The organism is Frankia sp. CcCS3 (assembly GCF_977927575.1).
In genome coordinates this window covers 13890-40854 of record NZ_CDWRCL010000003.1, presented here as the reverse complement: position 1 = coordinate 40854, position 26965 = coordinate 13890, and the positions used below count along the sequence as shown (strand labels likewise).

At 70.2% G+C, this 26965-nt stretch carries 20 protein-coding genes, 1 tRNA gene and 1 pseudogene; 13 read left to right on the top strand and 9 right to left on the bottom strand.

Annotated features, from left to right (window positions below; translation table 11 throughout):
- The first annotated feature begins 715 nt into the window (after positions 1-715).
- Positions 716-2410, top strand: a complete 1695-nt coding sequence (locus tag AC08OQ_RS00720; RefSeq protein ID WP_476604398.1) for a glycoside hydrolase family 26 protein — start codon at positions 716-718, stop codon at positions 2408-2410.
- Between the two features lie 133 nt (positions 2411-2543).
- Here the strand turns inward: AC08OQ_RS00720 and AC08OQ_RS00715 are convergent, their stop codons facing one another.
- From AC08OQ_RS00715 to mfd, 3 genes are read right to left on the bottom strand one after another with little or no spacing between them, the layout of a single operon-like run.
- Complete coding sequence (locus AC08OQ_RS00715; protein ID WP_476599110.1) at positions 2544-3791, bottom strand: nucleoside triphosphate pyrophosphohydrolase; 1248 nt, start codon at positions 3789-3791, stop codon at positions 2544-2546.
- 12 nt (positions 3792-3803) lie between these two features.
- Positions 3804-4571, bottom strand: coding sequence for a SurA N-terminal domain-containing protein (locus AC08OQ_RS00710; RefSeq protein WP_476599108.1), 768 nt, complete (start codon positions 4569-4571; stop codon positions 3804-3806).
- 56 nt (positions 4572-4627) lie between these two features.
- Positions 4628-8230 (bottom strand): transcription-repair coupling factor, encoded by a 3603-nt coding sequence (gene mfd / locus AC08OQ_RS00705; protein WP_476599106.1) that lies wholly within the window; start codon positions 8228-8230, stop codon positions 4628-4630.
- A 662-nt stretch (positions 8231-8892) separates the two neighbouring features.
- Between mfd and AC08OQ_RS00700 the strand changes: the two genes are divergently transcribed.
- The 10 genes and pseudogenes from AC08OQ_RS00700 (at position 8893) to AC08OQ_RS00655 (ending at position 19494) form a co-directional block, all read left to right on the top strand.
- The gene (locus AC08OQ_RS00700; RefSeq protein WP_476599104.1) at positions 8893-9336 is read left to right on the top strand and encodes a MerR family transcriptional regulator; all 444 of its coding nucleotides are present in this window, start codon (positions 8893-8895) and stop codon (positions 9334-9336) included.
- Between the two features lie 260 nt (positions 9337-9596).
- The gene (gene sppA, locus AC08OQ_RS00695) at positions 9597-11609 is read left to right on the top strand and encodes a signal peptide peptidase SppA (RefSeq protein WP_476599102.1); all 2013 of its coding nucleotides are present in this window, start codon (positions 9597-9599) and stop codon (positions 11607-11609) included.
- Positions 11610-12000: 391 nt separating this feature from the next.
- Entirely contained in the window at positions 12001-13284 is a 1284-nt protein-coding gene (gene eno, locus AC08OQ_RS00690) for a phosphopyruvate hydratase (protein ID WP_476599100.1), read from the top strand.
- A gap of 4 nt (positions 13285-13288) precedes the next feature.
- Entirely contained in the window at positions 13289-13663 is a 375-nt protein-coding gene (locus tag AC08OQ_RS00685) for an FtsB family cell division protein (RefSeq protein WP_476599098.1), read from the top strand.
- An 87-nt stretch (positions 13664-13750) separates the two neighbouring features.
- On the top strand, positions 13751-14326 hold the full coding sequence (locus tag AC08OQ_RS00680; RefSeq protein WP_476604397.1) for a DUF501 domain-containing protein: 576 nt from the start codon (positions 13751-13753) through the stop codon (positions 14324-14326).
- A 60-nt stretch (positions 14327-14386) separates the two neighbouring features.
- Positions 14387-15469, top strand: coding sequence for a Ppx/GppA phosphatase family protein (locus AC08OQ_RS00675; RefSeq protein WP_476599094.1), 1083 nt, complete (start codon positions 14387-14389; stop codon positions 15467-15469).
- Between the two features lie 88 nt (positions 15470-15557).
- Positions 15558-16355 (top strand): uracil-DNA glycosylase, encoded by a 798-nt coding sequence (locus AC08OQ_RS00670; RefSeq protein ID WP_476599092.1) that lies wholly within the window; start codon positions 15558-15560, stop codon positions 16353-16355.
- A 168-nt stretch (positions 16356-16523) separates the two neighbouring features.
- Positions 16524-18071, top strand: a complete 1548-nt coding sequence (locus AC08OQ_RS00665) for an NAD(P)/FAD-dependent oxidoreductase (RefSeq protein ID WP_476604396.1) — start codon at positions 16524-16526, stop codon at positions 18069-18071.
- Positions 18072-18354: 283 nt separating this feature from the next.
- A tRNA-Leu gene (locus AC08OQ_RS00660) sits at positions 18355-18429 on the top strand.
- A gap of 229 nt (positions 18430-18658) precedes the next feature.
- Positions 18659-19494: pseudogene (locus AC08OQ_RS00655) on the top strand (Bax inhibitor-1/YccA family protein).
- 98 nt (positions 19495-19592) lie between these two features.
- Here the strand turns inward: AC08OQ_RS00655 and AC08OQ_RS00650 are convergent.
- Together AC08OQ_RS00650 and AC08OQ_RS00645 are read right to left on the bottom strand one after the other, a co-directional pair.
- Positions 19593-20003 carry a PPOX class F420-dependent oxidoreductase gene (locus AC08OQ_RS00650; RefSeq protein ID WP_476599292.1) on the bottom strand — a complete coding sequence of 137 codons (411 nt, stop codon included), beginning with the start codon at positions 20001-20003 and terminating at the stop codon, positions 19593-19595.
- A gap of 157 nt (positions 20004-20160) precedes the next feature.
- Entirely contained in the window at positions 20161-20388 is a 228-nt protein-coding gene (locus AC08OQ_RS00645; protein WP_011438288.1) for a DUF4287 domain-containing protein, read from the bottom strand.
- A gap of 199 nt (positions 20389-20587) precedes the next feature.
- Here AC08OQ_RS00645 and AC08OQ_RS00640 point away from each other — a divergent pair, with 199 nt between their 5' ends.
- Complete coding sequence (locus tag AC08OQ_RS00640; protein WP_462203408.1) at positions 20588-20878, top strand: hypothetical protein; 291 nt, start codon at positions 20588-20590, stop codon at positions 20876-20878.
- Between the two features lie 43 nt (positions 20879-20921).
- Here the strand turns inward: AC08OQ_RS00640 and AC08OQ_RS00635 are convergent, their stop codons facing one another.
- Complete coding sequence (locus tag AC08OQ_RS00635) at positions 20922-21971, bottom strand: DUF459 domain-containing protein (RefSeq protein WP_476599289.1); 1050 nt, start codon at positions 21969-21971, stop codon at positions 20922-20924.
- Between the two features lie 197 nt (positions 21972-22168).
- Positions 22169-23845 (bottom strand): MBOAT family O-acyltransferase, encoded by a 1677-nt coding sequence (locus tag AC08OQ_RS00630; protein WP_476599287.1) that lies wholly within the window; start codon positions 23843-23845, stop codon positions 22169-22171.
- A gap of 196 nt (positions 23846-24041) precedes the next feature.
- Here AC08OQ_RS00630 and AC08OQ_RS00625 point away from each other — a divergent pair, with 196 nt between their 5' ends.
- Positions 24042-24962 carry an alpha/beta fold hydrolase gene (locus AC08OQ_RS00625; RefSeq protein WP_476599285.1) on the top strand — a complete coding sequence of 307 codons (921 nt, stop codon included), beginning with the start codon at positions 24042-24044 and terminating at the stop codon, positions 24960-24962.
- Positions 24963-25001: 39 nt separating this feature from the next.
- On the opposite strand, the gene AC08OQ_RS00620 is transcribed toward AC08OQ_RS00625, so the two are convergent.
- Positions 25002-25463 (bottom strand): hypothetical protein, encoded by a 462-nt coding sequence (locus AC08OQ_RS00620; RefSeq protein ID WP_476599283.1) that lies wholly within the window; start codon positions 25461-25463, stop codon positions 25002-25004.
- A gap of 55 nt (positions 25464-25518) precedes the next feature.
- The gene (locus tag AC08OQ_RS00615) at positions 25519-26691 is read right to left on the bottom strand and encodes a trypsin-like serine peptidase (RefSeq protein ID WP_476599281.1); all 1173 of its coding nucleotides are present in this window, start codon (positions 26689-26691) and stop codon (positions 25519-25521) included.
- Between the last annotated feature and the right edge of the window lie 274 nt (positions 26692-26965).

Here is a 26965-nt window from a genome sequence, read left to right as displayed (position 1 = left end):
TCCGGCTGCGCGGGCGGCGCGTTCTCACGCGGGTGAGGACGTCGCTGCTCGCCCGCGAACGTGCGTGCGGGCGTGATCCCGTGGCAACGGTACCGTATGGGCCTTTGCCGGCTGGTGGTGTCCCTACGAACCCGCGCGTGCGGCATAGACCCCACAACCCCGCGGGCCTCCCATGCGTCTGACTCCGGTAACTCCCGTGACTCCCCTGACTCTGGGACCGGATGACGGTTTCGGTGGGTCGGGTGCGCCTGTCGAACGATTCTCTCGGAGCGGGAGGGTTGGCCTACGGATGGTCGATCGTTGCACTGCGTGATAAGCCGAGGCCGCCGAAGGCACACTTCGTCAGTGGTTGTTACTGTTTGGCGATCACTCTCGGATTACCGAACGAGTCTCGGCTCAGGTGTCGACGGTGATGGCGGACCTCGTTGCGAGTCACCGGATCGGGGAGAGTGCAGCCCTTGGAGTCGAAATGAAATAACTTGCGCGTTTCGAACCCTCCACAGGCCTGTGACCTGCGATGATGCTCTCGATCACGTATTTGTTACTTCATTACGTCCCCCTTGACCGTACTTTTGCGTTACATGAGTAAAAATGACTTTATAGGTAGAAACGTACGACTGGGGTGATGCGGGTGCGCGGGCGCTCCTGGTCGGATGACCCTCCGGCCGGCCGCTGGCCGGTGGACGGATCGCCATCCTCGGACCAGGACGGCACGGTGCGCCACTCCGAGGTGGATCCGCCCCGTTCGGCCGATCGGCGGCTCGCCGGTGGAAGCGCCGGCATGCCGACCCCGTCCCGGGGCGAGTGGCTGGACGCCCGGCTGCTCCCGCTGCGCCGTCGCCGAAGTGACACGACGACGCGGATGCTCCGTTCCCCCAGCGAGGGTTCCCCCACCGAGCTGGTCTACATCCGCCGCAACGGTGCTTCTTGCGACGCGCGTGGCGGCCCGGTCACAGGCCCCGCCGGGGACCGGGCGGACCCGGCGCGGGCACGTCCGGACGGTGCCACCACGACCGTGTTCCATTGGCACGGGCGGCAGGCCCCGGCCGGTAAGGGGCTGGACACGCCGGACACGAACGTCCTGGCCTGGGGCGTGCCGGCTCGGGGCGTGCCGGCCTGGGACGGGTCGATCTGGGACGTGCCGGCCCGGGACGTCCCGGCCTGGGACGGGCAGGTACCGGACGCGCGTGTTCGGGCGGACGACGGCGGTGGGCCTGGCCCGGGTCGTCCATCTCGCGTCGCCGGTTGGATCACCGCGCGCCCCGGGGGCCGAGCCGGCCGAATCCCGCGTCTCCCGCTCGTCGCGGTCTCGATCGCGGTCGTGCTCGCCCTGACCGCCTGGGTTCTGGCGCCCTCCGGAGGACACCCCACGGACACAGCGGCCGGCGGCCCGACGTCCGCCCCGCCGACGCCGCCCCCGCCGCAGTCGCCGCCCGCGCGGTCGCCGGGCTCCGGCCTCTCGCCCGCACCGGGGGTCCAGCCGCCGGTCACCGCGCCCCGGGTACAGCGGGCCGCCACGACCGGTGAGTTTCCCACGGGGGTCGCCGTGCACACGTTGGCGCAGGCGAACCGCTGGGCGGAATTCCGTGGCCGGCCCAACGACGTCGTCGTCATGTACACCGAGCGGTCCAGCTGGCGGGCGATCGTCGAGCCCTGGATCGGGCGCGACGCCTCGCCCTTCGCCGGCTTCTCTGGCATATGGGTCATCAGCCAGCCGCTCTTTCCAGACCAAGGGCCGGAGAAGGGCAACCTCGCCGACTGTGCGGCCGGCCGCTACGACGCCGAGTGGCGGCAGTTCGGCCGCTGGCTGGTGAGCATGGGGCGGGGCGACTCGTTCGTCCGGCTGGGCTGGGAGTTCAACGGGCTGTGGTTCGCGTGGGCGGCCACGGACCCGCAGCAGTGGGTGCAGTGCTTCCGCAACGCCTCGTCGGCGATCAAGGCCACCAGCCCGCGGGTCCGCATCGACTGGAACCTCAACGCTCACGGCTCGACCACGTCGGTCGGCGCCTTCGATCTCTACCCGGGTGACCAGTACGTCGACGTCATCGGGGTCGACACCTACGACCAGTACCCGCCGAGCCCGACCTACGCCGACTTCGACAACCAGTGCAACGGGGACGGCGGTCTCTGCCAGGTGATCCTCTTTGCGCGGACCCATCACAAGCTGTTCTCGGTGCCGGAGTGGGGTGTGGTCAGCCAGCAGGGCACCAAGGCGGGTCGGGTCGGGGCCGCGGGTGGGGACAACCCCGTCTACATAGAGAAGATGCACGAGGCGTTCGTGCGCAACGCGGACATTCTCGCCTACGAGGCGTACTTCCCCGATGCCCTGCCGAACAACGTCCGTTCCTCGTTGGTCGACCCCACCATCAATCCCATGGCGGCGGCGATGTACCAGCGGCTCTGGGGCTGATCCCTGGGGGCTGATCCAACACGATCAGCGTACGCTGCCGGTCCCGGCGCGGGGGCTAGAGAAAGAAGATCATCGCACCCACCGCGGCAGACCTCGCCAACCTCGCTGGCAAGACCAGCATCAAAACCTGAAGTTATTTTCCGGTACTCCCTGGCATCGGGCGCCGATGATCGGTGTTTACCCGGGTAGCTGCCGCCAGATTTCGCGCCAGCGGGTGTCGGACAGGGAAGCCGGATCGGCGCCCTCGGCACGGACCGTGCCCTCGACGGCGGCCAGCCGGTCCCGGAAGCGACGGGCGGTCGCCCGAAGGGCCCGCTCCGGATCGACGGAGGCCATCCGGGCGAGCGCGACGGCGGCTAAAGAGCAGATCACCGATCAGGTCGTCCCCCGCCGTGCCCGACCGGGCCAGTACGGCGGCCGTGGCGGCGATCTCGGTGACCCGATCGCCCGCGTCGGTCACACCCCACGCGGCCGTCCCGGTCAGCGCGAGATCCGCAGGGACGCCGATGCCGGCCGCCCGCTTCAGCAGCTTGGCCGCGAGGGACAACGCCGGTTGGGAGAGTGGGACGCCCTCGGTCACCGAGACGCGCCCCTTCTCGACCGCCTTGATCGCGTCCCAGTTGGCGACGACGTTCGCCGGACCGTCCACGACCACGTCACCGAACACGTGCGGATGACGGCGGATCAGTTTGGCCACCAGGCCGGCCGCGACGTCATCGACGTCCCAGCCGTCCTCGGCGTGCTCGGCGGCGATCCGAGCGTGGAAGAGCACCTGCATCAGCACGTCGCCGAGTTCCTCGCGCAGCTCGGTGAGATCGTAGTCCTCGATCGCCTGATACGCCTCGTACGTCTCCTCGACCAGGTACGGGGCGAGCGAGGTGTGCGTCTGCTCGGCGTCCCAGGGGCAGCCGCCCGGCGACCGCAGGCGGTCCATGACCGCGACGGCGTCCAACAGGCTCGAGCCGGGCAGCTCCCTGGTGGCCACGAGGCTCGTCACTTCGACCCCGGTCGCCCCATCGACCCCGGTCACCCTCTCGACGCCGGCATCGTTCCGTTCCCCGGATCCACTCGCCTCGTCGAGGAGGCGGTCGAGGATGCTCGGCGCAAGCGGATCGGGCAGCCAGGCGACCTCGGCCGCCGCGGGATCCGGCAGGGCGGCCCGGATGAGGGTCACCGCGCCGGCCAGACCGCCGGGATCGCCGGGATCGCCGGGATCGACGATCAGGACGGTCGCACCGGCCGCCCGCAGCGCGGCGAGCTGAGGATGCGTGGGGCTCGCGGTCAGGACGGGCACCGTGCGCACGACATCCCATGCCCGGGCCGTGAGGATTCCCGGTGCCACCCGGGGGCTGGTGACGACCACGGTGATCCGCATCAACATGTCGCCGTCCGCTCAGGATCGGGTGGTCAGGTCCAGGATCGGCGTGGGCGCGGGCTTGCTGGCGATCGAGCCCTCGGCGGCGACCACGGCGAACTGCTTCGTGTCCCAGGTACCAAATCGTGGGTTTATCGAGATGGGATCCCGGGACTCGGCCTGCGCGAGTAGCGGGCGCACCTTCGTCGCCCGTTTGTCCGCCACCAGGAACCGGGCCAGGTAGGGCTTGGCCTGCCGGTAGCTGAGGGGGATCTTCCCGATCTGATCGACGATGCTGTCGTACTGGGCGCGGGTGTCCGCGTCGGAGGCGAGGACACCCGCGCTGATCTTGTCCCCGAGCGCCGACTCGAACGCTCCCGAGCGGACGATCGTCGCCACGTCCTGTTGGGCGAAGCCCGCCGCGGCGGCTCGCTGCTCGAACGCCTTCACGCTGCCGAACTGCAGGATCGCGTACGCCTGGTAGTAGGACGCGATGTCCTGGCCGGTCAGCGAGATCCCCAGCCGCTTCGCCTCACCGGAGATCAATTCGAGCTGCACGAGTGTGGTCAGGGTTCGTCGCTGGAGTTCACCTCGGTTGAGACTCTGCGACACCGACTGCGAGGTCTGCGGGATCGGTACTGTCTCCGCGGCCTTGAGCCCACGGTCGACAATGCCGCGCAGCTGGGAGGTCCCGATGGTCTGCGAACCGACCTGGGCGGCGGCCCCGGCATGGGTCGTGCACCCGGTACCGGCGGTACCGGCGAGCACGAGGAGCCCGACACCGGCGAGGAGACGGGAAAGCTTCACGAGCCGAGACGGTATCCGTTCAGCGTGGCGTACGGTACGGCGCCCTACGCCAGGAGTCAGATCGAGGCCGCCGCGGCGGCGACTGAGTCGGCCGCGACCGCATGCAGGAGCTGGCCGACCCAGGCGAGCAGGGCCCGGTCCCGCAACGGTCGGGAGCCGATGCGCCCCGTCTCAGTCGGCGCGGGAACGAGTACGGTCCGCACCGCCGGTTTGACCACGGCGCCCCGGTAGAGCCGGGTCAGCCGGAGTGTCTGGCTCTCCCGCAGCTCCAGCGGAGCGAACCGGATCTGGCGACCGGCGGCGATGATCTCCGTGACGCCAAAGTGCCGGGCAAGAACCCGCAGGCCCGCGACGGCCAGCAGGTTCTCGACCGGTTCGGGCACCGGACCGAACCGGTCCACGAGCTCGCCACGCACCTCGTCGATGTCGGCGTCCGTGGCGGCGCCGGCCAGCCGCCGGTAGGCGTCCAGCCGCAGCCGCTCGCTCGGCACGTAGTCGTGCGGCAGGCTCGCGTCGACCGGCAGCTCGACCTTGACCTCCGGGGGCTCCTCGACGCCCTCCTTGCGGTACTCGGCCACCGCTTCGCCGACCATCCGCACGTACATGTCGAACCCGATCGAGGCGATGTGCCCGGACTGCTCGCCGCCGAGCAGGTTGCCCGCTCCCCGGATCTCCAGGTCCTTCATGGCTACGGCCATTCCGGCACCAAGGTCGTTGTGCTGGGCGATCGTGGCGAGCCGGTCGTGGGCGGTCTCGGTCAGCGGCTTGTCCGGCGGGTAGAGGAAGTAGGCGTACGCCCGGTCCCGGCCCCGCCCGACCCGGCCGCGCAGCTGGTGCAGCTGGGACAGGCCGAACACGTCGGCCCGCTCGACGATGAGGGTGTTGGCGTTGGAGATGTCCAGGCCCGACTCCACGATCGTCGTGCAGACCAGCACGTCGAACTTCTTCTCCCAGAAGGAGACCATGACCTGCTCAAGCGCGTCCTCGTGCAGCTGGCCGTGGGCGGTGGCGATCCGCGCCTCGGGAACCAGATCGCGCAGCCGGGCGGCGGCCCGGTCGATCGTCTCCACCCGGTTGTGGATGAAGAAGACCTGCCCCTCGCGCAGCAGTTCCCGGCGGATCGCCGCGGTCACCTGACGGGCGTCGTAGGCGGCGACCGAGGTCAGCACCGGGTGCCGCTCCTCGGGCGGAGTGTCGATGGTCGACAGCTCCCGGATGCCGGTGATCGACATCTCCAGCGTGCGGGGGATCGGTGTGGCGCTCATCGTGAGCACGTCCACCGCCGTGCGCATCTTCTTGAGCTGCTCCTTGTGCTCGACACCGAATCGCTGCTCCTCGTCGACGATCACCAGGCCGAGATCCTTGAAGCGGTTCTCCCCGGACAGCAGCCGGTGGGTGCCGATGACCACGTCGACACTGCCGGTAGCGAGCCCCTCCTGCACCGCCTTGTGTTCGGCGGGCGAGTTGAACCGGCTCATCGCCTTCACCACCACCGGGAACGCGGCGTAACGCTCGGAGAAGGTCTGGAAGTGCTGCTGGACCAGCAGCGTCGTGGGCACCAGCACCGCGACCTGCTTGCCGTCCTGCACCGCCTTGAACGCGGCCCGCACCGCGATCTCGGTCTTGCCGTAGCCGACGTCACCGCAGATCACCCGGTCCATCGGGACCGGCTTCTCCATGTCGGCCTTGACCTCGTCGATGGCGGCGAGTTGGTCGGGTGTCTCTCGGAACGGGAAGGCGTCCTCCAGCTCACGCTGCCAGGGACTGTCGGGAGCGAAGGCGTGCCCGGGAGCAGCCATCCGGGCGCTGTAGAGCCGGATCAGCTCACCGGCGATCTCCTTGACGGCCTTGCGGGCCCGACTCTTGCGCTTGGCCCAGTCGGCGCCGCCGATGCGGTCCAGGCTCGGCGCGTCACCCCCGACATACCGGGTGATCTGTTCAAGCTGGTCGGTCGGCACATACAGCCGATCGCCCCGGGCGTACTCCAGCAGAAGGTACTCCCGCTGGGCGCCCGCGACGGTCCTGGTGACCATCTCGACGTAGCGGCCGACGCCGTGCGCGTCGTGGACCACCATGTCCCCCGGGAGCAGGGCGAGCGGGTCGATGCCCTTGCGCCGCCGGCTCGGCATGCGCCGCATGTCCTTCGTGCTCACCCCGCGGGCATCCGCGATGTCACTTTCGGTAAGAACGGCGAGGCGCAAAGTATCGCTGGTGAAGCCGGTGGCGAGCCGACCGCAGGTCACCATGGCGACGCCCGGAGTGAGCGTGGCCTCCTCGGCGAGGCCGGCGCCCAGGTCGGCGTCGCGCAGCATCTCCACCAGGCGCTGCGCCGGACCGTGCCCCTCGGTGACCAGCAGCACTCGCCAGGACTCGGCGAGCCAGCCCTTGACGTCGGCGATGACCGCCGCGGTGTCCCCGTGGTAGATCGGTGCGGGCCGGAGGCTGGCGACCACCGTGTTGTCGCCGTACTCGGTCCCGTCGTAGACGGCGCCCGCCAGCCCGGTGCCTGCCGGCTCCCGGTCGATGCCTACCGGGGCCGACATGAAGGGAGTGACCGACCACCACGGCAGGCCGAGATCCTCCGCACGCTCGCGGACCTCGGTGATCGATCGGTAGGCGGCCGCGCCGAGATCGATCGTCGCGCCGCCACCCAGCGCCGCGACGCTCCACGACGCCTCGAGGAACTCCTGGCTCGTGCGCACCAGTTCGCTCGCCCGCGAACGGACCCGTTCGGGATCGCAGACCAGCACGTGGGTGCCGGCCGGCAGGTCGTCCAAGAGCAGTGACATGGCGTCGACGAGTACCGGGGCGAGCGCCTCCATCCCCTCCACGGGGATGCCGTCGGCGATCTTGTCGAGCAGGTCCAGCAGCTCCGGGTGGCGCGTCGCGAGGTCCGCGGCCCGCGCCCGCACCTGCGCGGTCAGCAGCAGTTCGCTGCACGGCGGCGCGAACAGGACACGGCCACCACCGGTCGCGCCATCATCCTCCGGCAGCGCCCGCTGGTCCGCCACGGAGAACCGGCGGATGTCCTCGACCTCGTCGCCGAAGAACTCGACCCGCAGCGGATGCTCCTCGGTGGGCGGGAAGACGTCGAGGATGCCGCCGCGCACGGCGATCTCGCCGCGCCGCTCGACCAGGTCCACCCGGTGGTAGGCGATGTCCACCAGCCGCGTCACCACGCCGTCGAGGTCGGCCGTATCGCCCTCGGCGAGGGTGACCGGTGCGAGCTCGCCGAGCCCGGCCACCTGGGGTTGCAACACCGCACGGATCGACGCGACCACGATCCGCAGCGGTGGCCGACCGGTGCTCGCCGGATGCGTGAGCCGGCGCAGCACGGCGAGGCGCTGCCCGACCGTGTCAGCCCGGGGGGACAGCCGCTCGTGGGGCAGGGTCTCCCAGCTCGGGAAGACCGCGACCACATCGGGACCGAGCAGGCTGCCGAGCGCCGATGCCAGATCCTCGGCCTCCCGGCCAGTAGCCACGACGGCGAGGACCGGCTGGTCGGCCCCGACCGCCAGGGCCGCGGCGGCGAAGGGCCGCAACGCCGCGGGACCAGCGAGGTCGAGGACCGGTTCACCGACCGCGCCGATCGCCCGGCCCAGGGCAGGGTCCCCGCCGGGACGGGCGATCAGCGCGTCGAGCAACGGCGCGAGGGTCATGGGGTGCGTCCCTGTGCCTCTCGGTTGGTTGGGATCCGACTCCGACTGGTTGGGATCGGACGACGTGACACGGCAAGGCCGATCCGGCCCTGATCTACCGCCCGGCCCCGCTCCACACGACGCTTCCGCCCGGCGATGCCCCGGTCCGCAGGCGCCGGGTCAACCTCGATACCCAGTCGATCTCGATACCGGATCAGGCCCGATACCGGGCCAGCCTTAATACCGGGCCAGCCCCGATACCGGGCCGACCTTGATCGGCTCAACCCTGTCGGCACAGACGATATGTCCAGCCTACGACAACCTTCCCACCCGCCCCGGCAACCCACCCTCCTCCCGTTCGGGCCGGCGCCGTGCCCGTCGGGGCCGCGGTAACGTGCGCGTCCAGGCGAACGCGGGGCCGGTCAGGTGGAAGCCGAGGGCGCAGCTGCAGGGTCGCACCGGCGAGCGCGACGGCCCCGACGTGACGCATCTCACGTTTCCGGTAACGCGTTCCGGTCGGTACCGGACGACGGACGGCACGCTCGGGCGTCCCGCGCTCCCCCGCCTCGGCAAAGGGGGCGCCGCATCGCCGATCGACGTACAGTCGATTGCCTGGCGTCCGGTCCGGTTGTCCAAATCGTCCGGTCCGGTCGTCCAATATCTACCTTAACGTAAGGGCCGAGTTGTCCACCAAGCGCCGTGGTGTTTCGGGATCGAACACGACCCGTGGCGACGTTTACCAGATCGGGGACGTTGCGGAGCGGGTCAGCCTCTCCCTGCGAACAGTCCGCTACTATGAGGAATCGAGGCTTCTCATGCCGGTAGGTCGGACCGTAGGGGGATTTCGTCTCTACGACGATGATGCCATCGAGCGGCTGCTCCTCATCAAGAAGATGAAACCGCTGGGGTTCACCCTGGAGGAGATACGGTCGCTGCTGGCCCTTCGCGACGAGCTCGCCGAGCCCGACCTCGCCGCGGACGCCCGGGCCGAGCTCCAGGAACGGCTTGGCACCTGGGTGGTACTCGCGGAGGAAAAGCTCTCTACGCTTCGGGAGCAGGTCAGCGTCGCGGAGTCGTTCGTCGGCGGGCTGCACGACGACGCGAAACGGTCGCGCGGAACCGCCTGATCCGCGGACACCGATCATCGCACTCACCGCGGTGGGCCTCGCGAATCTCACCGGCAAGACCAAGATCAAAACCTGAGGTTATTTTCCAGCAACTCCCAGGGGATGCTCCACGCTGCGCCGGAGGCGTCGTGGGCTGTCTGTTGGTTATCTCAGAGAGGTCGCCGGAGGCGACTGAACGGAGACTCCGTACGGCGCCTGGTGCCAGGGGTCCCCGCACTGCACCGAAGGCGCCGTGTGGGGGAAGGCTAGCCTCTGAGGGCATGGCTGCCATCCCACGTAAGGCGCTGGCCGACGTCCGCCAGATCGCGGCGCGGCGGACGGCTCCGATCGTCCTTGAACTTGATCTGACGGTCGACCCGATCGAAGGCGCCCCCACCGACCCGATCACCCTGGCGCTCGCCCGGCGCCGGACGACCCTGCGGGATGTTGTCGAAGGCCTACGGTACGCGACCGAGGATCCCCGGGTGTCCGTCGTAGTCGCGCACATCGCCGCCTGCGGGATGCCGCTGGCACGTATCCAGGAGATTCGCGCCGCGATCGCCGCGTTTCGTGCGGCCGGTGGCACCGCCATCGCCTACGCGGACACCTTCGGGGAGTTCGGGGGCGGCACGGCGCCCTACTATCTGGCCTGCGCGTTCGACGAGATCTGGCTCGCCCCGCCCGGTGACTGCGGCCTGACCGGTCTCGGGATGGAGGCGCCGTTCCTGCGAGGATCGCTCGACCGGCTCGGCATCTCCGTCGAGATCGGCCAGCGGTACGAGTACAAGAACGCCGTCAACACGCTGGTGGAGCGGGACTTCACCCCGGCGCACCTGGAGGCGGTCAGCCGGATCATCGAGTCCAGCTCCGACCAGATCGTGGCCGGCATCGCCGAGGGACGCGGGCTGTCCACCGACCGGGTCCGGCGTCTGATCGATCTCGGACCGCTGGCCGGGTCCGTCGCGCTCGACACCGGTCTCGTCGACCGTCTCGGCTACCGCGACGAGGTGTACGCGGCGGCACGGGAACGGGTGACGCGGGGGCCGTTGGCCGGATTCGAGGATGATGGGGAGGGCGCGGGCCGGGACGATGCGCGCCGCGGGCCCGGCGCGGAGCCGGTTCTGATGTACGCTTCCGCCTACCGGCGGTCCGTCGAGTGGTGGGAGAAGTTCCCGGCGCGCCGCGTAGCGGCGCTGGCGGCCGGCGGCCCGGCGGCTTTCTTCTTCCGCGAGGTTCCCGATGATCGGGACGGCTCCCGTCCCGACGGCGCCGGGGAGGCTCACCTCCACCCGGACGAGGCCGCGGGCATCGGGACGAGTGCGCTGGCCCCCTCCGTGACGGCGCCGCATCGCGACCCGAAGAAGGCGGTCATCGCGCTCATCCACGGGACCGGGCCGGTCGTCCTCGGACACGGTGCCCCGGGTCCGTTCTCCGGGCCGGTGCTCGCCGCGGAGGCCACCGCGGCGGCCTTCCGCTCCGCCGCGCGTGATCCCGCGGTGGCGGCGGCGGTGTTCCGGGTGAGCAGCCCTGGGGGTTCCTACGTCGCATCCGACCTGGTCCGCCGGGAGGCCGAGCGGTTCCGGGCCAGCGGTCGGCCGCTGATCGTCTCGATGGGTGACGTGGCGGCCTCCGGTGGCTACTTCGTCGCCCTGGCATCCGATGCGATCGTGGCGAACCCCGGCACGCTGACCGGCTCGATCGGGGTGTTCGCCGGCAAGCAGGTGATCAGCGGCCTGCTCGACAAGGTGGGAGTGGGCTTCGGTGCCGTCGCGGAGGGTGAGCATGCGCTGATGATGTCGCCGCGGCGGCCCTTCACCCCGGGGGAGCGGGAGAAGCTGGAGGAGTTCCTGGACCGGGTCTACGCCGACTTCGTCGACAAGGTAGCGACCGCTCGCGGGCTGTCCCGGGACCAGGCGCACCAGCTGGCCCGCGGCCGGGTGTGGACCGGCGCGGACGCCCATGCGCACGGCTTGGTGGACGTCCTCGGCGGGTTGGCGCAGGCGATCGAACTTGCCTGGTCGCGCGCCGGTCTGCCGGCCGGTGAGACCCCGCGGGTGCGGCTGACGCCCAAGCCGTCGGTGCTGGAACGGGTCCGGTCGCCGAAGTCCAGCGAGGACCGCGGGGCCGCCGCGTCCGTGGCCGGGTCGGTGGCCGGGTCCGCCCTGGGCCTGCTCGGCCCCGGTCCCGGTGCCGGCTTCGTCCCGGGCTGGGGGGCGCTGGCACCGCTGGCGGCGCGGCTCGGTCTGCCCTCGGCCGGTCCGCTGGTCATGCCGCCGATCGGGCGGATCGGTTAGCCGGTCCGCACCGGTGGCCCACAACGAACTCGCCGGCCTGTGGGATGCGTGACACCGCCGTCCGCGGGAGGATCGACGCCCGGGTGCCCGACGGCCAGGCAGGCGGTGGAATGACCGTCGGGTGGCCGGTGAATGGACGCGCCGCGGGTGAATGGACGCGCCGCGCCGGGCCGGGACCGGCGTCGCGTCGCCGTGGGGCGACGGTAGTCTCGCAGCGACCGGTTTCGTCCGGACGGCACCGCTCGTCCCGCGCTGCGATCCGCGGCAGGCCATCAGGGTCTGCCCCGGTGGCCTGCCGCGGTGTGGTGGCTTCCGGTCACCGGCCCGTGGCGGTCCGCTGCTGCCGCCGCGTCATCGTTCCGTGTCAGAGCGCATACCGGAGGTCGAAGCCGTGCCGTCCATCGAGGCCGTCGGAGCCCGCGAGATCCTTGACTCGCGCGGTAACGCCACCGTCGAGGTCGAGGTCGTTCTGGAGGACGGCACGCTGGGCCGCGCCGCGGTGCCCAGCGGGGCGAGCACCGGCGCCTTCGAGGCTGTCGAGCTGCGCGACGGGGACAACCGCTACGGCGGCAAGGGCGTGACCAAGGCCGTGGCCGCGGTGATCGACCGGATCGGTCCGGCGATCATGGAGTTGGAGGCCACCGAGCAGCGTCTTCTCGACGCGACGCTCATCGACCTCGACGGCACCCCGGGCAAGTCGGCCCTCGGCGCCAACGCCCTGCTCGGGGTCAGCCTGGCGGTGGCCAAGGCGGCGGCGTCGTCGAGTGGCCTGCCGCTGTTCCGGTACCTGGGAGGCCCGACCGCGCACCTGCTCCCGGTGCCGATGATGAACATCCTCAACGGTGGTGCCCACGCCGACACCAACGTCGATATCCAGGAGTTCATGATTGCTCCGATCGGCGCGAGCACCTTCGCCGAGTCGCTGCGCTGGGGTGCGGAGGTCTACCACGCGCTCAAGAGCGTGCTGAAGGCGCGGGGCTTGGCGACCGGTGTGGGCGACGAGGGCGGCTTCGCGCCGAGCCTGCCCACCAACCGCGAGGCTCTCGACCTCATCGCCGAGGGGATCGACAAGGCCGGCTTCGCCCTGGGGACAGACATCGCCCTGGCGTTGGACGTCGCCTCCACCGAGTTCTACGCGGACGGGTCGTACGCCTTCGAGGGCAACTCGCGTAGCGCCGAGTACCTGAGCGACTACTATGCCGAGCTCGTCTCCGCATACCCGATCGTCTCCATCGAGGACCCGCTGGCCGAGGATGACTGGGACGGCTGGGTGGCGCTCACCGAGCGGCTCGGTGGCAAGGTGCAGCTCGTCGGGGACGACCTGTTCGTGACCAACCCGGAGCGGCTGGCCCGCGGGATCGCCTTGAATGCCGCGAACGCCCTGCTGGTGAAGGTGAACCAGATCGGCACGCTGACCGAGACGCTTGACGCGGTGAACCTGGCCCACCGTAGCGGCTACCGGGCGATGATGTCCCACCGGTCCGGCGAGACCGAGGACACCACCATCGCCGACCTCGCCGTCGCGGTCGACTGCGGTCAGATCAAGACTGGCGCCCCGGCGCGCTCGGAGCGGGTCGCGAAGTACAACCAGCTGCTGCGCATCGAGGAGGAACTCGACGACGCGGCCCGGTACGCGGGCGCCGCCGCGTTCCCCCGCCACGGGCAGGCCGGCTGATCCCATGCCGCCGCGGAACACCGCGCTGACCACGAGGGCGACCCTGCTCGCCGTCGTGATCTGCGTGCTGGTCCTGACCCTCGCTTATCCGCTGCGGCTGCACCTGCAGCAGCAGGCCAAGCTCTCCGAGCTGAGCCGGACCAACGCGCAGGCCCAGGCGAGGGTCCATGAGCTGCGGGCGACGGTCGAGCGATACGACGACCAGGCCTGGGTCGAGGACGAGGCGCGCCGTCGGCTGCATTACGTCAAGCCCGGTGAACGGGCGTACCTGATGCCGATCAAACCGGCACCCACCAAGGACGGCGACGAGACCCGCGGCGGGTCGTCCGGGGGTTCGGCCTGGTACGCCCGGCTCTGGTCGGAGATCTCGACGCCGTAGCGGTCACGGGGCGGGAGCCCCGGCCCCGGTGCGGCGAAGGGCGAAGGAACGGTCCTGGCGGACGGTGATGACGGCGAGGGGGCGAGCATGGTACCGGCGGTGACGGCCGAGGATCTCGAGATTGTGCGCTGTCAGCTCTCCCGCGAGCCGCGAGCCGTCCTCGCGGTGGCTCATCGCTGCTCGTGCGGTCTTCCCGACGTGGTCGAGACCGCACCGCGGCTTGCCGGCGGCACCCCCTTCCCGACCCTGTACTACCTCACCTGCCCCCGGGCCGCGTCGGCGATCTCGCGGCTGGAGGGGGCCGGGGTGATGCGCGAGATGACAGCCCGGCTGGCGGAGGATCCGCGGCTCGCCGCCGCCTACGCCGCCGCCCACCGGGACTACCTCGCCCGGCGCGACGCGCACGAGGTGCTGCCCGCGGCCCCGAGCGCGGGTGGCATGCCCGATCGGGTCAAGTGCCTGCACGTCCTCGTAGCGCACAGTCTCGCCGTGGGTCCGGGAGTCAATCCGTTCGGTGACGAGGCCCTTGCGGCTGTTCCCGACTGGGGGCGGCAGGGGCTGTGCGTGGCCGGTGGCCGATGTCCGGGCGTCGACGAGGCCCGCAGCCCGGACCCGCCCCAGGCGACGGACCGACCGGCAGTCGTTCGACAGGGGATCCGATAGGGGACCCGACGGAGGATCCGATAGAGATCCGATAGGGGATTTGACCGGGGAGGAGAGACCGTGAGTCGGGTCGCCGCGATCGACTGTGGAACCAACTCGATCCGTCTGCTGGTGGCGGACGTCGAGGGATCGACCCTGTACGAGCTGGCCCGCCAGATGGAGATCGTCCGGCTGGGGGCTGGGGTCGACCGGACCGGTGAGCTCGCGCCGGAGGCGCTCGCCCGCACCTTCACCGCGCTGCGGGACTATGCCGAGCAGATCGAGCGGCTGGGAGCCTCACGGGTGCGGATGGTCGCCACGAGCGCGACCCGCGACGCGCGCAACCGTCATGAGCTCGTCGCCGGGGTCCGCGCAATCCTTGGTGTGGACCCCGAGGTGATCAGCGGGGACGAGGAGGCGGCCCTGTCCTTCGGTGGCGCCATCGGTGACCTCGTCGGCCGAGCCGGTTCGTTGGACGCCGGTTCGCTTGCCGGTTCGGTCGAGGGCACGCCGACGGGGGCGGGCGCGGCGGGATCCGACCCGGTCGCCACGCCGATCCTGCTCGCCGACATCGGCGGCGGCTCGACCGAACTCGTCCTCGGGGACGCGAGCGGGGTGCGGGCCGCCCGCTCGGTGAACGTCGGATGCGTGCGGCTGGCGGAGCGGCACCTGCACGATGATCCGCCGACCGGCGCGCAGGCCGCGGCGATCGTTGCCGACGTGCACGCGGCACTCGACATCGCCGCCCGCACCGTGCCCCTGACCGAGGCGGCGACGCTGGTCGGCGTCGCGGGGACCGTCACCACGGTCGCCGCCCTCGCGGCTGATCTCCCCGAGTACGACCCGGCCCGCATCCACCTGTCCGTGACGGCGGCGGAGCAGGTCGCGCAGGTCACGGACCGGCTGCTGAGGATGACGCACGACCAGCGCGCGGCCCTGCCGGTGATGCACCCGGGTCGGGTGGACGTTATCGCCGCCGGCGCGCTCGTGCTGCGCACCCTGGTCGAGCGAACGGGCGCCGCGGCGGTGGTGGCAAGCGAACGCGACATCCTCGACGGGATAGCGATGGCCCTAGCCGCCGCGCCGGGCGCCCCGGCCACCGGGCTCGAGCGGGCGGCGTTGCCCGTCACCGCCGGCCCGTCGGTAGCCGGCCCGTTGGTATGAGGACCGTTGGTATGAGGACCGGCTGTACGCGGACCGGCGGGGCGGGGTGACGGGCAGGACGGGTGGCCCGGTCCGGTCACGGGGCCCGGTGCGGCCGGGAAGCGGTTGGCCGGGGGACCTCGCCGCCGCCGACACACCGGTCGCAGCCACGCCGGCCGAGGCCCGCGCGTTGGCCGCCGACGCGACGGGCAGCCGGGAGCTCGATGCCCGGATGTCCGTCTGCCGGGCCTGCCCGCGCCTGGTCACTTGGCGGGAAGAAGTCGCGGCGGTGCGGCGGGCGGCCTTCGCCGAGCAGGCCTACTGGGGGCGTCCGGTGTCCTCGTTCGGCCCGGGCGACGCCCGGATCCTCGTCGTCGGTCTGGCGCCCGCGGCCCACGGAGGGAACCGCACCGGACGCATCTTCACCGGGGACCGCAGCGGCGACTGGCTGTTCGCCTCGTTGCACCGCGTCGGGCTGGCGGCGCTGCCGACCTCGGTGTCCGCCGGGGACGGTCAGTGTCTGACGGCCACGCGCATCGTCGCCGTCGTCCGCTGCGCTCCGCCCGCGAACAAGCCGACCACCACGGAGCGTGACACCTGCCGGCCCTGGTTGGTGCGTGACCTCGAGCTCGTCCGGCCCACCCTGCGGGTCATCGTCGTCCTCGGTGGATTCGCCTGGTCCGCCCTGTGGCCCGCCCTGGCCCAGGCCGGATTCCCGGTTCCTCCGCGCCGGGTGTCGTTCGGGCACGGCGTGCGGGCCGAACTTCCCGTATCCGGGGTGTCGGTCGTCGGTTGCTATCACCCAAGCCAACAGAACACCTTCACCGGCCGGGTCACCGAAGTGATGCTTGACACGATTTTTGGCACGGCGGCGGCGCTCGTGGAAGTGGTTGAGCGGGCCGGGTAAGCCTTTGTCCTTGTGGCCGTCGACACAGAAGGTGAGCCGGAACACGGTCCGGACGCATCGGCACCACGGGCCGAAGACCGCCGGTATTCGTGTCCTGCGTCACGAAAAAAGCTGGGCGGCCAGCCCGGGACCGGGGTGTAACACGGCCCTCGTGGGTACGTTTTTGCCATGGGCTATGGGCAACCACCGCACATCCTCATCGTCGGCGGAGGATACGTCGGCATGTACACGGCCCTGCGGCTGCGGCGGAAGCTGCGCCAGGGCGAGGCATCGGTCACAGTCGTCGAGCCCAACTCGTACATGACCTATCAGCCTTTCCTCCCGGAAGCGGCGGCCGGCAACCTTGAGCCACGGCACGTGGTGGTACCGCTACGTAAGGTCCTGAAGGGCTGTCGGGTTGTCAGTGGAAGCGCGCTTCAGGTGTCGCATGGGACACGGACCGCTGTGATCCAACCATCCCTTGGCGAGAGATTTGATCTTAAATACGCCATCTTGGTGATGTGTCCAGGATCGGTAGCGCGAACCCTTCCGATCCCGGGGCTCGCGGAGCAGGGCATCGGCTTCAAGAGCGCGGCCGAGGCCATTTATCTCCGTAATCAGGTCATCAGCCGGTTGGACGCGGCCGCCTCGGTGACCGATCCCGCGGTCCGGCGCCGGGCGCTGACCTTTCTCTTCATCGGTGGAGGATATGCCGGAATAGAGGCTCTTGCCGAGTTGGAGGACATGGCCCGCGATGCGTGTTCTTTCTATCCTGATCTGGAACCGACGGATATGCGGTGGGTCCTCGTTGAAGCCGCCGGCCGTATTCTTCCCGAGGTTTCACCCGGAATGGGGATTTATACTCTCCGGCAGCTCGAGCAGCGGGGTATCGACGTTAGGTTGAACACGCGGGTCGAGAGCCTGGTCGGTGGGCGGGTTGTACTGAATAACGGCGAGAAGTTCGACGCGGGCACCATCGTGTGGACGGCCGGGGTGCGGGCGAACCCGATGCTGGCCGACACGGATCTGCCCCTGGACGATCAAGGTCGGGTGCGCGCGACCGTCTTCCTGCAGGTCGACGGGGTGGGTGACGCGTGGGCCGCGGGTGACTGCGCGGCCGTGCCCGACCTGACCAGGGGCGAGGATGTCACAACCAGTCCCTCGGCCCAGCACGCCGTCCGCCAGGCCCGCCGGCTGGCTCTCAACATCCTCGCCGAACTGCGCGGCGAGCCCATCGAACCGTACGAGCACAGCTATGCCGGCAGCGTGGCGTCCCTGGGCCTGCATAAGGGTGTCGCCGAGGTCTATGGGGTCAAGCTGCGCGGCTGGCCCGCCTGGTTCATGCACCGGACGTACCACCTGGGCAGGGTTCCCACCCTCAACCGCAAGACCAGGGTGGTCGCAGACTGGTCGTTGGCACTGTTCTTCCGCCGCGAGATCGTCTCGCTCGGATCCTTCGCCGATCCCCGGGCCGAGTTCCGCCGAGCGGCGATGCCGCCCGCGTTCGCCGCGGCCATCTCCCCAGGCACGCCCGGCACTCCGGCCACGACGGCTACGACGGCTACGACGGCCACGACGAGCGGGCGGAACGGGACCACTCGCCCCCCCGCTCCCGGTGCCCCCGCGCCCGCCGTCGCCGCCGGCTCGGCCGGCGATGCCGAGGGCGGTGAGGCCGCGTCCCCGGGTGAGGATGTTGTCCGGGCCGCACCGGCCGGCAGGATCTCCCGCGGCCGGTGAATCGTCCCCCGGTCGCGACGGTTCACCGGCCCTCGTGGCTTCGCGGCACTTAGGTGGGGGTGTTTTCCCGCGTCTCCGCTCTGGCCGTCAAGACCAAACCCGACGGCGGGCCCGCCTTTTAGCGATCTGGGTTGTCCACTGATCGAAGGGGATGGCGAACAGTCGGCATCCTCGTCACGATGAGTCACGCTTTCGGTCGTGCCGCCATCTCCGGACCACTTTTTCCGCATGTGTTATTCCCAGACCCTACGTAGCGTGGTAGAAACATCAGCGATGTAGACGAGCCGGTGTATCCCAACTGGTAGAGGAGGCTGTCCTAAAAACAGCTCGAGTGTCGGTTCGACTCCGACCACCGGCACAATCCTTTCTCGGTCGTCCGGGCATCTGACCGATGAACCGCGGCCGACGAGGGGAAGGCTTCGTCGCTGTGAGGATGCGCGTGGGCGTGCGTCGCGATGTCTTGTCGCCGTCCACCGTGTCCGGTGCGCCGGGAACTCCTGCGTCCCAAGGAACGTTCCATACGGTGACGTAGGCTGTAGTCACCGAGGGTGATGCCTCCCCGGAGGCGACCGAGAGGAGCCGGCTCCATGGCCGACCTTCGTTCCTCGAACCCCGCGTTCCGTCGTGGTGGTTTCGCGTCTCCTCCCACGCCGACCCCCGAGGAGCTGGCGAGCCACTACCGCCAGCCCACCACCCTCACGATCGACGACGTCGTCGTGCACACGCTGGGGCTGTTCGCGCTGCTGGCGGCCGGTGGCGCGGTCGGCTGGGCCCTCGCACCGGACTTGCCCGGCATTGCGCTGGGGCCGGCCTCGTCGCCCTGACGATCAGTCTGTTCGTCTCGTTTCGCAACCTGATCAGTCCGCCGCTCATCATCGCCTTTGCCCTGATCGAAGGGGTGGCGGTCGGGGCGGTCTCGCGCTACTACGAGGACACCTTCAACGGCATCATCCCACAGGCCCTGCTCGGGACCGGTCTGATCTTCGTCGCGATGCTGGTTGCCTACCGTAGCGGCCGGCTGCGGGCCACCCCCCGGATGGCCCGCATCGTGTTCGGCGTGCTCCTCGGGGTCGTGCTCCTCGGCCTGACCGACCTCGTGATCAGGGCCACCAGTGGAAGCCACCTGCCGGTGATCAACGATGCGACGCCGCTCGGCATCCTGTTCAGCGTGCTCGTGCTCGTGCTCGTGCTCGTGCTCGTGCTCGTGCTCGTGCTCGTGCTCGTGCTCGTGCTCGTGCTCGTGCTCGTGCTCGTGCTCGGCGTCGCGAGCCTGCAGTTCATCCTCGCCTTCGACTACATCGAGCGGGCGATCGAGTCCCATGCGCCGCGTTCCGAGGCGTGGCGGGCGGGATTCGGCCTGCTGATCGGCTTCGTCTGGGTCTACCTGGAGATGCTGCGCCTGCTCTCCAAGCTGCGGCAGTAGCGCGCGGGTCCGTCGTGGGGCCGAGGCCCCGCCGACGATCAGGTCAGGGCGGGCAGGGTCAGGGCGCTCTTATGCAACGGTGTCCTCAAGCCTGGTCCTCAGCCGGAGACGTCCGGCCCCGCCGACCGCGGAGTGATCTGGATGATGCATCGCTGATCGCGGATCATCGCCGCCCGGTAGTTGTCCCAGTCGGGATGCTCACCCGCGATGTCTCGGTAATAGGCGATCAGGAGGTCCATCGCCGCCGGTAGCCGGATGACTTCGGCGGTTCCGTTGATCTGCACCCAGGGCCCGAAGAACTCATCGGGGAACACACAGATCCGTACGGTCGGATCCCGCTCGATGTGGCGGATCTTGTAGGCGGTGAGCCGGCTGCTGATCTGCAGATGCCCGTCGGTATCCACCCCGACGGTCACCGGTGACATCTGGGGCGTGCCGTCCCGGCGGGTGGTGCTGAGTACCGCCCGGTAATGATCGCGTACGAACTCCGTGGCTGCGTCGAGGTCCATGTAGTCATTGTGATGTGCCCGGTGGCCGACCCGGCGCGTCAACGGTGCGGACCGCGTCCGCGTCCCGCGCCGGGTACCCGCGCCTTACCTCGATACCTCACCGGGCGGCCGAGCCTGCGCGCTCGACGCTGCCGAGGTGCCGACGCTGCCGAGGTGCCTACGCGCGGATCGCCCGCCGCCGCAGATCGGCCTCATGGACCAGGGCCGCCGCATAGCAGTGCGGCAGGTCGTGCTCGGCCCGCAGCCAGTTGACGCGCTCCGCGAAGCGGAGCAGGCCGGGTCCGTCGTCGAGCCGATCGAGCCAGTGGTTCACGTCGTGGCCGGTTGCCTTCGGTATCCGTTCGATGAGGATCTGGTGGGTCTGGGCGGAGCGGTTCAGCGACATGCGCGTCTCCTGAGATGAAACCCGACGTCAACGGACCATGTCTGGAGGGTGCCCTATACCACAGTAGAGAGCAAGACCCGTTCCCGTCATCGTCAGGTATCCTGCCCGGATGTCCGACGAGGTCCGTGATCTCACCCGTGAGGTCGGCCTGCTGATTCACCGCCTTCGGTGCTGGTCCGGGTCATCATGGGATGTTCCGGTGGAATCCGGTGGCACCAGGGCGGAGCGGGCCGTTCGGCTGCTCGACGAACTGGCGTCGCTCGGCGAGCGGGCCGGCACGGGAGTGCCGGCCGGCGCTCGTCCACCGCGGCTGGCGCCGCACGCCCTGACCGACCAGCTCGCGGTCCTCGCCGACGATCTGGTCGCCGCGATCTCGGTGTCCGGTGCGGCGGCGCCGTCCGGTCGCGAGGTCCTGGCCGCCGCCCGGGTCGCGGTGCTGGCTGCCCGCCGGGATCTGGACGGCGCGGGCTTCGGGTTCCGCCCCCGTTGAGCGTTCGCTCGGTCCGGCCTCCGCCGGTCGCTCCGATCGTCGTTCACCGCAGGTTCCACGTGCTGCGCACGGTCTCCAGAATGTGTCCCGCGGCGATCCGCGCGCCGTCGAGACTCAGGTGCACGCCGTCACGGGCCCGGGCCAGGACGGTGTTACCGTCCGTGCCGGTGAGGTAGTCGCTGTACGCGCCGTTCTTCGACAACCACGGGGTGAGGTCGAGATATCGGGCTCCGACCACCCTGGTCGTGGCGTCGAGGGTCGCCTCGTTCAGTCGGCGGAAGTAGCCGTTCAGCTGGTCCGGCCGGGCCGGCGGGAGGCTGAGCCACAGCACTCGGCGGGCCCCGTCGCCGCTCCAGATCCGCATCACGACGATGGCACGCCGTCGGTACTCGGCGGCCCACGCGTCCGATCCGGCCGGCAGGACGGTTCCGTCCGGAAGCGTGATGCCCTGGCCGTCGTTCCCGCCCATGGCGACGATCACCAGCTCCGGGTTGCGCTGCGTGATCTGCGCCCGGGCATGGGTGGCCCAGTCGAAGAAGTCGGGCCGCACCAGGCCCGTGCCGAACCGCGTCTCGGTCTGTGCCCGGATCGTGGCGGGCGCACTGTTCATGATGGTCGGACCGAGTGATTCTGTCAGCGAGTCCCCGGTGACCAGGACGCGCAGCGGATCGGCCGCGGTCGGGTGGCGCGGTGGCAGTGGGGAGCGGTGGGAACCGGCGGCGCCCGGCCCGGAGGCGCCAGGGTGATCGGGCTCGGCTTCAGCCCGACTGGCCGCCGATGCCAGCTCGGAGAAGGTGCCGCCGGGCTTGGCGTCGTGACCGAACGCGCGCGACAACCACCGGTCCGGTTCGTCGAGGTGGACGGTCCGGGTGATCCGTTCGATCGGCCGGGCCATGCCCAGCACGAGCGTGCGGGTGAGTCCTGGGCGCATGCCCTCGCCCCCGTGCACCATCGCTGAGGCGCGGAGCACCGCCAGCAGACCCAGGGTGACGGCTACCAGCAGGAAGGCCTGCCGGGCCCGGACGACGCCGGTGGTCGCCGCGGGTGCGGTCGCCGGTGGCCCCGGTGGCGCCGGATCTTCACGCTCAGTCATCGTCCCTCGGCTTCGTCGGCGCAGGTCACAGATGCCCCGGAATGTGATCAGGCGTTGTTGTTCGATTACCTTAAGTCAAGGCTCCGCTCTCCGTCGCTCGTATCGTCCGGCCTGGGCGGCCCCGGCCGGGGCAACGCTCCGGCTCCGGCACTGGCTTCGGCACCGGGATCGGGACGGGGAGAGCAGGCGAGCGTGACTCAGAAGTGGAAGTAGATGAACGGCGCGACGTCCTGCGGGCCGACGATCGCATAAATGATCATGATGCTCAGGGTGAGCAGCGCGATCTGGGCGCCAAGGCGCAGTTGGGCGAAGGCGACCTGCGCGTGGATCCACCAGGCGCGCGGGACGGCGGCGGTGGCCAGTCCCACCCCGATGGCGGCGAGGACCGTCGGAGTGACCAGCGGCGCCGGTCCGCCCGCGGTGAACAGCCGGACGGCGAGCTCGCGCGCCGTTGCCAGGTCGGGCGCTCGGAACAGGACCCAGGTGGCACACACGAAGTGGAAGACGGCCAGCCGGCCGGCCCAGGCGCGGATCGGGTTGGGGGCCGCTTCGGGAAGTGAGGCCTGTGTGGCGGTGATCGTCCGGCGGCTCGCCGTGGTCGGCGTCCCCGCGGGGCTGTCGGCGGTGCTGGAGCCGGCAGCGAGACCGGGACCAGCAACGGCGCCGGATCCGCCAGGGGAAAGGACCGGTGCGGGGCTCTCCGATCCCGGCCGGGGTAGTGGCATCGCGGAGAGCCCCGCCGATTCGGCCTGTCCCGTGATCTGCTCCTGTCCTGTGACTCGGGCCTGCCCCGTGGCTCGTGCCCATTCCGTCGCCCGGATCCGGTCCGCCCGTCGGGCACGTATCCGGCGTTCGGTCACCAGGCCACCGCCGTGCAGCGATCCCCACAGGACGAACGTCCAGGCGGCGCCGTGCCAGAGACCACCCAGAGTCATGGTAATCATGATGTTGAGGTAGGTGCGCCGACGCCCCTTCCGGTTCCCTCCGAGCGGTAGGTAGACGTAGTCCCGGAGCCATCGGGACAGGGTCATGTGCCAGCGGCGCCAGAAGTCCTGCAGGGTGGTGGCCGCGTAGGGACGGTCGAAGTTATCCGGGAAGCGGAAGCCGAGCAGGAGGGCGATCCCGATCGCGATGTCGGAGTACGCCGAGAAGTCACAGTAGATCTGCACGGCGTAGCCGTAGACGGCCGTGGCGATCTCCAGCGACGAGTGCTGGCCGGGCGCGTCGAAGACGGGGTCGACGAGGCGCGAGGCGATCAGGTCGGCGAGCACCACCTTCTTGACCAGGCCGCCCACGATCAGGAACACGGCCCGGGTGGCTTGGACCTGGTTCGGGTCCCGTGGCGTGGCGAGCTGGGGGATGAACTCGCGCGCACGCACGATGGGACCGGCGACCAGGTGCGGGAAGAACGTCTCGTACACGGCGAAGTCCAGCAGCGACGCGGGTGCGCTGGTGCCGCGATGGACGTCGATGACGTAGGACAGCGCCTGGAAGGTGAAGAACGAGATCCCGATCGGCAGCGCCACCTGGAGCAGGGGCAGCGATGTGGGGAGACCGATCTCGGCCAGCGCGCGGTCCACCGACAGGGCGAAGAAGCTGTAGTACTTGAACCAGCCGAGCAGGCCGAGGTCGCAGACGATCGCGGCGATGAGGATGCGGCGGTCGCGCCAGCGGTGGATCGCGACGGCGGCGCCCTGGTTGATCAAGGTGGAGGCCACGATCAGCAGCACGAAGCGCGCGTCCGCGAAGCCGTAGAAGAAATACGACGCCCCGAGGATGAACGGCTTCCACAGCCTCGGCCGGGGCATCAGCAGCCAGGAGATCGCCAGCACCACGACAAGGAACGCCGCAAACTCGATCGTCGGAAAGATCACGTGTGCCCGTCCGGTGGGGTTGCCCAGCAGGATTATCGCTATAGGAGGTCGAGTGACTACCTAAAGTAGTTGACGGGTGGGGTGTTCGCCGCTCGACGGCCGCGCTGCCGGCATCCGCCTGGCCCTTTCGGGTGACATCCGGCCGATTGCCGGCGGAACTCGTGCGCCGGCGCCATGGGATGGCTACCTTCCGACCATGGGCATCGTCTCGGTCAACGGCATCGACCTCGCCTACGAGATCCACGGCGACGAGGACGGGTTGCCGCTGCTCCTGATCGGCGGCCTCGGGCAGCAGCTCGTAGGCTGGCACCCGGACCTGCTGGCCGCGCTCGGCCGTCGCGGTTATCGAACGATTATCTTCGACAACCGGGACGTGGGACTGTCCACTCATCTCGACCAGCTCGGTCGGCCCGACCTGGCAGCGATCCTGAGCGGTCGCTTCGACCTCGCCCCCTACCGGCTCGAGGACCTGGCCGCGGACGCAATCGGCCTGCTGACCGCCCTCGGAATCGAGTCGGCGCACCTGATGGGCAGCTCGATGGGTGGCATGATCGCCCAGATCGCGGCCCTCGGGAACCCCGAGCGGGTGCGCAGCCTCACCTCGATGATGTCCCATCCGGGTGACCACCGGGTGCAGCCGACCGCCGAGGCGATCGCGCTGTTCCTGCGGCCGGCGCCGGCCGACCTGGAGGAGTTCGTCCTCGCCGGGCACGAGGCACAGGAGGTCCTGGGCTCGCCGCTGTTCGAGCCGGACGTGGCGTGGCTGCGGCGGCGGGCCGAGATCCAATGGGGCCGTCGCCCGAACCCGGTCGGGGCTATGCGCCAGATCGCCGCCGTGCTCGCGGCGCCCGACCGCACCCCCGGGCTCGCGCGGCTCCCGGTCCCCACCCTCGTCGTCCACGGTGACGCGGACCCGCTCGTCCCGGTCCTCGGTGGTCGGTTGACGGCTGCGGCGATCCCGCTCGCGGAGCTGCTGGAGATCGACGGGATGGGGCATGAGCTCCCCCGCCAGGTCTGGGGCCGCATCCTGGACAAGCTTGACGATGTCGTGCATCGCGGGGAGGTCGTGCATCGCGGGGGAGTCGATCGTCGCGGGACGCTCGCGCAGGCGAGCTGAGCGCCGACCCGCCCGGATCGTCGCGGTGGCCCGGCCGAGTCAGGTCCCGGGTTTTATGACCATGGAAGCAATGATCAGTACCCAGCAGGCGGTGCTCACGGCGACACCCCCCATGATTGGAAGGGTACGCCGATGCGTGTCACCGCCCGCGTCGATCTCCTTGACGGCGTGGGCGAGCCCGGGCGCGATTATGCCCAGCGAGATCCCCGTGGCCACCACCCACAGCACGAGGGCACCCGACAGCCAGGGGTCGCCCAGCGACCGCACGCTGCCGAATGATCCCTGATTCACCAGCCCGAGGCCCGTCACGACGATGAGCAGTGAGGCGAGCGTGAGGGCCCGGATCATCCGCACGCACAGGCGCAGGATCGGCAGGGCGCCGGCCCCCAACCGCAGCAGGCGCGGGGTGACCACGGTGATCAGTGTCAGTGGACCGATGACGAAGACCCCGACGACGACGTGCACGGTCAGGAGGAGCCCGAAGCTGCCCGAATGCGGCATGCACAGAAGGTATCGATCGTCGTCAGCCGGCTGTATCCCGGGGGACGGCGATCCGCTAGAGCCGGTAGGACTGATAGTAGAGTGACTTCACCACGTCGCCGAAGTGAGTTCCGTATAGCTTGTCGTTGACTCCGGCATAGGCGTAGCTGATCACCCCGTTGACCCAGCCGTGCCCGGAACCGAGCCGGCCGAGGCCGGTGAGCAGTGGCCCGCCGCTGGCGCCGGCCGTCATGCGGCAGGCGACGCCGATCGACGGGCTGCCGTAGGGGTCGCCGAAGCCGGGGCCGGCGCAGTAGACGAGCTGGCTGCCGTCGTAGGGGGGCAGCCGCGGGTAGCCGAAGGTGTACTGCGGATACGTCCCCGGAAGATCGAAGGCGATGCCCTGGGACCCGACCGTGTCCTCGAGATGACGGCCGCGGGACGGGGACGGGTTGAACAGGGCGAAGCCGGTGTCGACGTCGAAGTCGCCCCGATGGGCCCAACCGGACGTCACGGTGAGCCGGCGGGCGGTCCAGATGCCGTAGGGCATCGCGCCGTTGTCGAACCCGGGGATGAAGATGACGTTCCGCGCGAACTGTTCCCCGGTACCGCCGTGCACGCAGTGCCCCGCGGTGACTACGAGGTCACGACTGGGGCTGGACACGACGCTCGCGGAGCAGGCGTAGTCACCGCCGCCGATGGTGGCGAACAACCGGCCGGTGGTCGTGGTCACCAGCCCGCCCCGGGTGTAGGGCATTCCGGCGCTCGGGGGCGGGGGAGCGCCGCTCGCGGCCGTTTCGGAGCCGCCGACGGCAGGCGGGGCCGGCCCGGGACTGAGGGGGGCGGCATCGGCATGGTCGTTCGTGCGGGCCCCGAAGGCTCGGGCCCGCCGCTCCGCGCTCCAGTACCGTTCGACCTCGCGCTGCTCGGCGAGGGTCACCGCCCCCGGCGCCGAGAGGAGCTGTCCCGCGGTGGATCCCGGGTACGTGGCGGCGATCGGCGCGCCCCCTCGCCCGGTGGCCGATGCCGCCTGGGCGGGGCTGGCCGGAAGGGCCGCGGGTGCCAGCGCGACGCCCGCCGTCAGCAGGATCGCGACGGCGAGCCTCGATCGCGCGGGCGGGCGTGGGCGGGCTCGGGTGGCGCCGGGTACATCCGTCGGCGGGAGTGGTCGGAGGCGTGCCGCGCCCGCCCGCCCCTCGCACTCCTGGTCTGCACTCCGTGACGTCACGACAGCGCAGAGTAGCAGCACCGTCGCCTTCTGTGGCGGCTCGCGGGCGTTGTGGGACGGGTGGGTCGGCGGGCAACACCTCCCGGCCTCGTCGACCCATCTCCATGGGTCGGCTGGAGAGGACTGTAGGCGTAAGACAGCTATGGAGTCGAAATGAAATAACTTGCGCGTTTCGAACCCTCCACAGGCCTGTGACCTGCGATGATGCTCTCGATCACGTATTTGTTACTTCATTACGTCCCCTATGTGGTAGATAGTCCGGAAAAGACAGTACCTATCAACCCGTATCATTCAA

Excerpts from the sequence above, each read along its gene's own strand:
- AC08OQ_RS00715 (WP_476599110.1), bottom strand. The coding sequence starts at position 3,791 with ATGTTGATGCGGATCACCGTGGTCGTCACCAGCCCCCGGGTGGCACCG.
- mfd (WP_476599106.1), bottom strand. The coding sequence starts at position 8,230 with ATGACCCTCGCGCCGTTGCTCGACGCGCTGATCGCCCGTCCCGGCGGG.
- sppA (WP_476599102.1), top strand. The coding sequence starts at position 9,597 with ATGGCTGCCATCCCACGTAAGGCGCTGGCCGACGTCCGCCAGATCGCG.
- AC08OQ_RS00685 (WP_476599098.1), top strand. The coding sequence starts at position 13,289 with ATGCCGCCGCGGAACACCGCGCTGACCACGAGGGCGACCCTGCTCGCC.
- AC08OQ_RS00680 (WP_476604397.1), top strand. The coding sequence starts at position 13,751 with ATGGTACCGGCGGTGACGGCCGAGGATCTCGAGATTGTGCGCTGTCAG.
- AC08OQ_RS00665 (WP_476604396.1), top strand. The coding sequence starts at position 16,524 with ATGGGCTATGGGCAACCACCGCACATCCTCATCGTCGGCGGAGGATAC.
- AC08OQ_RS00650 (WP_476599292.1), bottom strand. The coding sequence starts at position 20,003 with ATGGACCTCGACGCAGCCACGGAGTTCGTACGCGATCATTACCGGGCG.
- AC08OQ_RS00645 (WP_011438288.1), bottom strand. The coding sequence starts at position 20,388 with ATGTCGCTGAACCGCTCCGCCCAGACCCACCAGATCCTCATCGAACGG.
- AC08OQ_RS00635 (WP_476599289.1), bottom strand. The coding sequence starts at position 21,971 with ATGACTGAGCGTGAAGATCCGGCGCCACCGGGGCCACCGGCGACCGCA.
- AC08OQ_RS00625 (WP_476599285.1), top strand. The coding sequence starts at position 24,042 with ATGGGCATCGTCTCGGTCAACGGCATCGACCTCGCCTACGAGATCCAC.
- AC08OQ_RS00620 (WP_476599283.1), bottom strand. The coding sequence starts at position 25,463 with ATGCCGCATTCGGGCAGCTTCGGGCTCCTCCTGACCGTGCACGTCGTC.